General features: G+C 48.7%; 8 protein-coding genes. 7 read left to right on the top strand and 1 reads right to left on the bottom strand.

Translation table 11 applies throughout. From position 1 onward, the window contains the following. Both Q0605_RS06835 and Q0605_RS06830 read left to right on the top strand, forming a co-directional pair. The coding region (locus tag Q0605_RS06835; RefSeq protein WP_298705363.1) for an RsmD family RNA methyltransferase at positions 1 to 351 on the top strand (351 nt) is incomplete at its 5' end. Continuing rightward, positions 348 to 1,115: a TIGR02757 family protein gene (locus tag Q0605_RS06830; protein ID WP_298705361.1), complete on the top strand. Its 768-nt coding sequence runs from the start codon at positions 348 to 350 to the stop codon at positions 1,113 to 1,115. The genes Q0605_RS06835 and Q0605_RS06830, both read left to right, overlap by 4 nt. 8 nt (positions 1,116 to 1,123) lie before the next feature. On the opposite strand, the gene Q0605_RS06825 is transcribed toward Q0605_RS06830, so the two are convergent. Continuing rightward, positions 1,124 to 1,552 (bottom strand): hypothetical protein, encoded by a 429-nt coding sequence (locus Q0605_RS06825; protein ID WP_298705359.1) that lies wholly within the window; start codon positions 1,550 to 1,552, stop codon positions 1,124 to 1,126. A gap of 299 nt (positions 1,553 to 1,851) precedes the next feature. Between Q0605_RS06825 and Q0605_RS06820 the strand changes: the two genes are divergently transcribed. The 5 genes from Q0605_RS06820 to Q0605_RS06800 all read left to right on the top strand — a co-directional run bounded on the left by Q0605_RS06820 (position 1,852) and on the right by Q0605_RS06800 (position 6,191). Next, positions 1,852 to 2,613, top strand: a complete 762-nt coding sequence (locus Q0605_RS06820; RefSeq protein ID WP_298705357.1) for a TSUP family transporter — start codon at positions 1,852 to 1,854, stop codon at positions 2,611 to 2,613. A 1,216-nt stretch (positions 2,614 to 3,829) separates the two neighbouring features. Beyond that, on the top strand, positions 3,830 to 4,204 hold the full coding sequence (locus tag Q0605_RS06815) for a RidA family protein (protein ID WP_298705355.1): 375 nt from the start codon (positions 3,830 to 3,832) through the stop codon (positions 4,202 to 4,204). Positions 4,205 to 4,421: 217 nt separating this feature from the next. After that, on the top strand, positions 4,422 to 4,547 hold the full coding sequence (locus Q0605_RS06810) for a hypothetical protein (RefSeq protein ID WP_298705353.1): 126 nt from the start codon (positions 4,422 to 4,424) through the stop codon (positions 4,545 to 4,547). After that, positions 4,548 to 5,165, top strand: a complete 618-nt coding sequence (locus tag Q0605_RS06805) for a hypothetical protein (protein WP_298705351.1) — start codon at positions 4,548 to 4,550, stop codon at positions 5,163 to 5,165. 9 nt (positions 5,166 to 5,174) lie between these two features. Next, complete coding sequence (locus Q0605_RS06800) at positions 5,175 to 6,191, top strand: hypothetical protein (RefSeq protein ID WP_298705349.1); 1,017 nt, start codon at positions 5,175 to 5,177, stop codon at positions 6,189 to 6,191. Positions 6,192 to 6,502 lie beyond the last annotated feature (311 nt).

Genomic DNA, 6,502 nt, shown 5'->3' with positions numbered 1-6,502 from the left:
TGCTTCGAGGAACTACTCGAAATTTTGCACGAGCTGCAAACGGATATGAACGGATGCTCTGCCGTAAATTTAAGCGAAAGCCATACCGTAAATTCTAGCGAAAATTCTTTCTTCGATCCCACGCGCAGAGTGTTTGTCTATCTGGATCCGCCGTTTGCGATCAGGCAGGGCTTTGGCGAGATTTACGAGCGAGTGCTGGCGCTGATAGCGCGCCTAGGCTCCGTGCAGTGCGAGCTGCTAATCGCGATCGAGCATATGAGCGAGCTTGAGCTGCCGCCTAAAATCGGCGATTTCGCGCTGCTTAAATCGCGCAAATTCGGCGCTACGACGATGAGTTACTACGCAAAATGAAAAGCTTAAAGCAGATTTTAGATTATTACGCCGATTTGAAAAATTGCGACGCGGATCTTTTCGGCGCGCCCGATCCGCTGCAGGTCGCAAAGGGACATCGAAACGACGTCATAGCGCTCATCTGCGCGCTGTTTGCTTACGGTAATGCGGCTCAAATTTTAAAATTCCTTCGCTCGCTTGATTTTTCACTTTTAGACGGGAGCGATGAGCGCATTAGCGCGGAGCTTGCGGGCAAAAAATATAGATTTCAAAGCTCGCGCGACGTCGCTGAAATTTTTATAACTTTAAAGCGGCTTAAAAATAGCCTTAGCATCGAAGAGAGCGTGCTTCGCGGTATGCAAAAAAGCGGGCGGATCGAGGATGGGATAAATTTTTTAATCGGCGAGATTTACAGATTAAATCCTTATCGCAGCCCTGGGTATGAGTTTTTTTTCGGGCGTGGCTTCGCGCAAAAGCCCACGTCGCCGTATAAGCGCTACAATCTTTTCCTGCGCTGGGCGGTGCGCGACAGCGACATCGATCTGGGGCTGTACAAAAAGATCGAAAAATCGCGCCTCTTCATCCCGCTCGATACCCACACGCACAAAGTTTCACTTAAGCTTGGGCTGATCGATCGCAAGAGTTACGATTTCGAGGCGGTTTTACAGCTTACGCAAAGCTTAGGACGCTTCGATCCGAGCGACCCTATCAAATACGACTTCGCGCTGTACCGCCTCGGACAGAGCGGCGAGATAGATAAAATTTTACCTTCACTGCTTGATTAATTCTAGCTTTAATTGCACATACCGAATGGACCAAAACACTCAGAGAATAATCTATTCTTTTGAATTATATTTTCTCCTGGATAGATAATAATTTCGTGTCCTTGCTTTTGCCAGATTTGTCCATTTTTTGCGCTTATGGTAGATACATCTAAGTGAGCTGTTGAGCCATAGACTAAATATATTTTATCAAATATATCACTATAGCCTAGATAATGAAAAAACGGCGCCGCAAACGTGATTTTTTTGAATTCCGTTAGATTGCTATCTTGAGCGACACAATTGGATTTATTGGAGGGTTTGTAGCCGTTTTCAATGAGTTTCTTTTCTGCTATGCCGTTAGTAGAATTTAACTTTACGTAATGAACATAGCAGATTTCATCTAGACTATCTGCGGCATTTGGTTGAATTTTTCTACGATACAAAAGTAATCCATCCATATCTGCATTTCTGTTAAAATATTCAATTCTTCAAAATTATTGCTCTTTACGTTCCAAAAATCATTATATGGTTTTAAATAAATTGACGCAATAATAAATGCTATTATTAATATGATGATTACCCCTAAAATAGATACACTTATGATGAAAATTTTTAAAATCAGATCTATGATTTTTTTGAAGCTGTTCATTTTTATCCTTATTTTTACTATTATAGCACACGATTTGCCATTGCGGTGTATGACAGTTAAAATTTAAGTCTATATTTTGTAAAATAATAGAAATCAAAAAGGACAAAAATGGAGCTTGAACTTTGGCAGTTTGCGGTGCTTTTTGCAGCGGCGTTTTTCGGCGGATTTATCGACTCGATCGCGGGCGGCGGCGGGTTGATTTCGCTGCCTGCACTGCTTGCCGTGGGCGTTCCGCCGCATGTAGCGATCGCCACAAATAGATTTCAAGGCAGTTTCGGAAGTTTCACCGCCGCTTTAAATTTCATCCGCAAGGGCTACGTCGATGCGGCGGAGATCCTGCGCGGCGTGATTTTTACGTTCATAGGCGGACTCGTCGGCGCTTATGTCCTGCTTCTAGTCGATGCGAAATTCCTAAACTATCTCATTCCGATCCTCCTGCTGGCGCTTTTCTTTTATATGATTTTTTCGCCAAACCTAGGCGAAGCACCCGCCAAACCCAAGATGTCAAAAAATAGCTTTTACGCGATTTTTGGGCTTGTTTTGGGCTTTTACGACGGATTCTTCGGCCCGGGCACAGGCTCGTTTTGGACGTTTGCGCTCGTAGGAATTTTAGGGCTTTATATGAAAAAGGCGGTCGCACACACGAAGGTTTTAAATTTCACCTCAAACATCGTCTCTTTAGGCGTTTTTATCATCGGCGGGCAGATTTTATGGCTCGTCGGAGCGGTGATGGCGGTCGGACAGATCGCGGGCAGCTTCGCAGGCTCAAGCCTCGTGATGAGATGCGACGTGAAATTTGTGCGCAAGATGCTTCTGCTCGTCGTTGCAGCCACGATTTTAAAGCTACTTTACGGACTGATTGCAAATTAATTACAGACCGGTTGAGGGCCGATCGCGGGTTAATTTCAAGCCAAAATCATAGAATTTTATACAGGATTTCGTATAAAATTTCGCGTAAAATTTTATGAACCCTTGCCGATTTGCTGCAATGACGCTGATCTTGCTGTAGCGACAATGTCGATTTTACTACTACGTCGATTTTATTGCATAGTCTCGCTGATCTAGCTACGGCGTGACGCCGATTTTACCTCAGTGTCACACCAAACTTACTGCGACACTACCAATTTACTACTGCGGCGCCGATTTTATCGTAGCGTCGAACCTAGCTTACTGCAGCAGCACTGATTTTATCACGCCGTTGCACTAATTTCACTGTGACGGCGCCGACTTTGCTGCCGTGATAGCATGTGGATATTATCATGGCGTCGCGCCGAATTAGCTGTAACACTGCCAATTTATTTATTAATGTGGCCTCGATTTTATCGCAGCTTCGTACGGATCGCGTTGCGATGGAGCCGACCTTGCTGCTGTGGTAGCGTTGTGCCAAACTTACTTTGATGGTGCCGATTTTATCGCGGTGTCGCACTAATCTCGCTTCGACGACGTTGGCTTGCTGCTACGACAGCGTTGCACAAACTCGCTGCAATTGCGCCGACCTTACTGCTGCGATAACGCCGGTTTTGCCGCAGTGTCGCCGATGAAATTTTGGTTATTCGTATCGCCATATTGCTCGTGCATTTTTTGACTACCGCCGCTGATAGAATTTGGTCGTATTGCCTAGCGCGCGGCATTATCGCGCCTGCGCCGGTGAAAATTTTCATGCTTGTGCACGCAAAATTTTTGAAATACCGCTCTATAGATCATTTTTATACGCCGCCGCACTCGCTGTTTCATTTCGCTATCGCCGATGAAATTTAGCCGTTCTTTTAAGCGATGAAATTTCACGCGCACTTTCACGCGCTGTTTTTTGCGCCCGTCAGCTATTTTAAATTTTGCCGTTCCGTCACCACGGCTCGCTTTTCGCGCTAGCTCCTCGCCATATTGCTCGCTGTATTTACGCGATAAATTTAACCGCACCGCCACGCGTGCTGTTTCGCTCCGCTATCGCCGATGAAATTTGCAACCATTAAATTTCATCACATCCGCTGTACCGGCGACCTCGCTCGCCCGCAAAATTCCGCCGCCTAAAGCAATGCTAAAATATTTTGCGATAAAATGGGCGAAATTTTTTACAAAGGATTTTACTATGCAGATTATCTCGACTCCCGATGCGGCGCAGGCCATCGGACCGTACTCCCAGGCGATCAAGGCGGGCGGGTTCATCTTTACCTCGGGGCAGATCGCGCTTAAGCCGGACGGCGAGTTTGTTGTGGGCGGCGTGGAAGCGCAGAGTAGGCAGGTTTTGCAAAACCTCGCCGCGATCCTGGAAGAAGCGGGCGCTACGCTGCAAGATGCCGTCAAAACTACGATTTTCCTAGCCGATATAGGCGATTTTGCCGCGGTGAACGAGATATACGCTGCGGCGTTCGGCGCGCATAAGCCCGCTCGCAGCACGGTGCAGGTCGCTAAGCTCCCCAAGGGCGCGCTTGTGGAGATCGAAGTAATAGCGCTGGCTAAGTAGCGCTAAATTTTGATCGCAGGAATACTGCCAGTTCGTGTTTGCGGTTGAAATTTTATGCGCGGGCGCTCGAAATTTTAAACGGCTCGCTTTGGTTTTGAAGCTGCGCGAGCTTTTAAATTTAGATTTTAAAAGCCACGTCAAATGTCCGCGGGGCTGTGTAAACAGCGCGTCTTGGTGTCGCTAAGCGTTAAAATTTCTCGCTCAAAATGGGATCAAAATGATAGAAAAGCTTATTCAAAAATCTAAAAATATCACGGCCGCGGGGCGCAGCGACATAGAGCCCGCGTGGATCGCGCAGGCGCAGCGGCGGCTCGGTTTCGCGCTGCCTGCGAGCTACAAGTAGATGCTGCTAAGATACGCTAGCGTGAGCGCGGCGGGGACGGAGCTAAAAACGATCGCGCCGCCCGAGTTTGCGGGTAGCGCCGATGAGGGCATCTGCTACACGTATGAGGTAAATCTAAAAAATGGCCTATTTGCCGCGGACGAGCTCGTATTTTTGCAGCTCGAGGACGAGGAGTATTATTTTAAAATTTTGCCAGCAAATGGCATGGCAAGCGACATGGCGGATGACCCACCAAACACGGCGAGCGGCAAGACGGCGGAGAGCACGAGCGGCGAGGCTGCGGGCGCGACAGCGCGTGGTACAGTGGTCGCGACGGTAGCCGACAGTGCGGAAAATAGGGCGTCAGACGACGAAGCGCGCGTGGAGAGATCGCTAGATGCGGCGCGCGATATGAATGCCGAAACGACGTGTAAAACGGCGAGCGCGACAACGAGCGAAGCGGCAGACGAGGCGGCAAGTGGAGCGACGAAAGAGATAGCAAGCGAGCGGGCAGGCGACGCACCGTGCGAATACCCCGTATATGTGCGCGACTACGCGCAGAGCGAGGATAGGCTTTTTGCGGACGATTTTTACGGGTTTTTTGGAAAAATTTTAAGACGAAATTTAAGGCAAAATTAGGAGCGATAAATGGGATTGTGCGGCATTTTTAAAAAGGATAAATTTGACGTCGACATGCGCTCGGACGGCATTTTCATCGGCGGCGTAAACTGCGAGTTTGATCTAGCTAAATTTAATGAAGCCCTAGGTCGGCCGCGCGTGATCGATGACGGAGAGGGCAAAAGCCGCTATTTTTGGGATGAAGCGGGGGTTTTCGCCTTCGTGCGCGCGGGCGAGCTCGCAGAACCGAAGCTTTCCGAGATAGTTTTGATGCTTGAGGTCGCAAAGGGCGTGCAGCACGAGGTTCCGCGCAAGCTCTACGGCGGCGCGTTCACGCTTGAGGGCAGGCCGCCGCTTGAAGCCGTGCCAGAGCAGGAGCTGCGCGGCGCATATATATTTTTGGAGCTTAGCCTGGGCAAATTCGAAGTATCACTAGCTCTCGCGCAGGCCGTGCAGGAGTGCATAGGCGCGATGGACTTCGCCGAGCGCTTCGCTAAGCGCGACACCGACGAGATTGCAGATATCGTGCGAGCTGCGAAAATGCCGATAGGGCGCGTCTGCATCAATCAAAAAGAGAAAAAGCTAAAGCGAAAGCCGAGCGATAAATTTAAGCTTCCGCGCGCGGCGGGCGAGACGCTAGCGTTTAAAAATTTCAATTTCAAAATCGCCGTGATGAACGAGCTGATGTATGAAAAAACCCTGCTACAGCCCAAATTTGACGTGTTTGAGTACTGTGAGGAGCGCGGCATCGATCCGTACGCGGACTTCGGCGCCCTGCCGCAAGCCAAAAAGTGGTTTAAGGACTACCCGATCCCCGCAAATTTGGCAGAGCAGGTGAGCGAGCTATATCTTGACGGCGGAAACGAAATTTACCTGCAAATCGCGCCTGATTGGGACGGCGAGGATGAGCTTTTCGACATTAAAAACATTGACGCCGCCGAGCTTGCGCAATTCAAAAATCTTAAAAAAATCGAAACGACCGGCATCGGCATATCAAAAAAGGCGCGAAAAGCCTGCGAGGATGCGGGGATTACGGTAGTTGATTGAGCGCAGGAATGGACTTTGAGCCATACAGCGCGCGGTTTTAAAAAGCTAAAATAGGCCTTTGAGCGGTGGCTTGCTTGCGCCGGGGGAAGTTATAGAAAGTTTAAAAAGCTAAAATAGGCCTTTGAGCTGCGGTGCGCGCTTTTAAAGGTCACAATTGTTACCGCACCGCAGAAAATTTCACGCAAAATTATACTTATAGCGAGCGCTATAAATGAGCTTTTAAAGGTGGTCGGCAAGGCTTTGGCGCTTAATTTGGCGCGTGTTAAAAGCTTAGGGGCTCGTTTGCAGCATAAGAGCTGCGTCGCTGAATG

This window comes from uncultured Campylobacter sp. (assembly GCF_938017705.1).
Classification (GTDB): domain Bacteria; phylum Campylobacterota; class Campylobacteria; order Campylobacterales; family Campylobacteraceae; genus Campylobacter_B.
Note: the sequence above shows the minus strand (reverse complement) of the source record. Positions and strands in the feature narration are given on the sequence as shown.

Bases quoted from the DNA above. Each gene is read 5' to 3' on its own strand.
- Q0605_RS06830 (WP_298705361.1), top strand. From the start codon at position 348: ATGAAAAGCTTAAAGCAGATTTTAGATTATTACGCCGATTTGAAAAAT.
- Q0605_RS06825 (WP_298705359.1), bottom strand. From the start codon at position 1,552: ATGGATGGATTACTTTTGTATCGTAGAAAAATTCAACCAAATGCCGCA.
- Q0605_RS06820 (WP_298705357.1), top strand. From the start codon at position 1,852: ATGGAGCTTGAACTTTGGCAGTTTGCGGTGCTTTTTGCAGCGGCGTTT.
- Q0605_RS06815 (WP_298705355.1), top strand. From the start codon at position 3,830: ATGCAGATTATCTCGACTCCCGATGCGGCGCAGGCCATCGGACCGTAC.
- Q0605_RS06810 (WP_298705353.1), top strand. From the start codon at position 4,422: ATGATAGAAAAGCTTATTCAAAAATCTAAAAATATCACGGCCGCGGGG.
- Q0605_RS06805 (WP_298705351.1), top strand. From the start codon at position 4,548: ATGCTGCTAAGATACGCTAGCGTGAGCGCGGCGGGGACGGAGCTAAAA.
- Q0605_RS06800 (WP_298705349.1), top strand. From the start codon at position 5,175: ATGGGATTGTGCGGCATTTTTAAAAAGGATAAATTTGACGTCGACATG.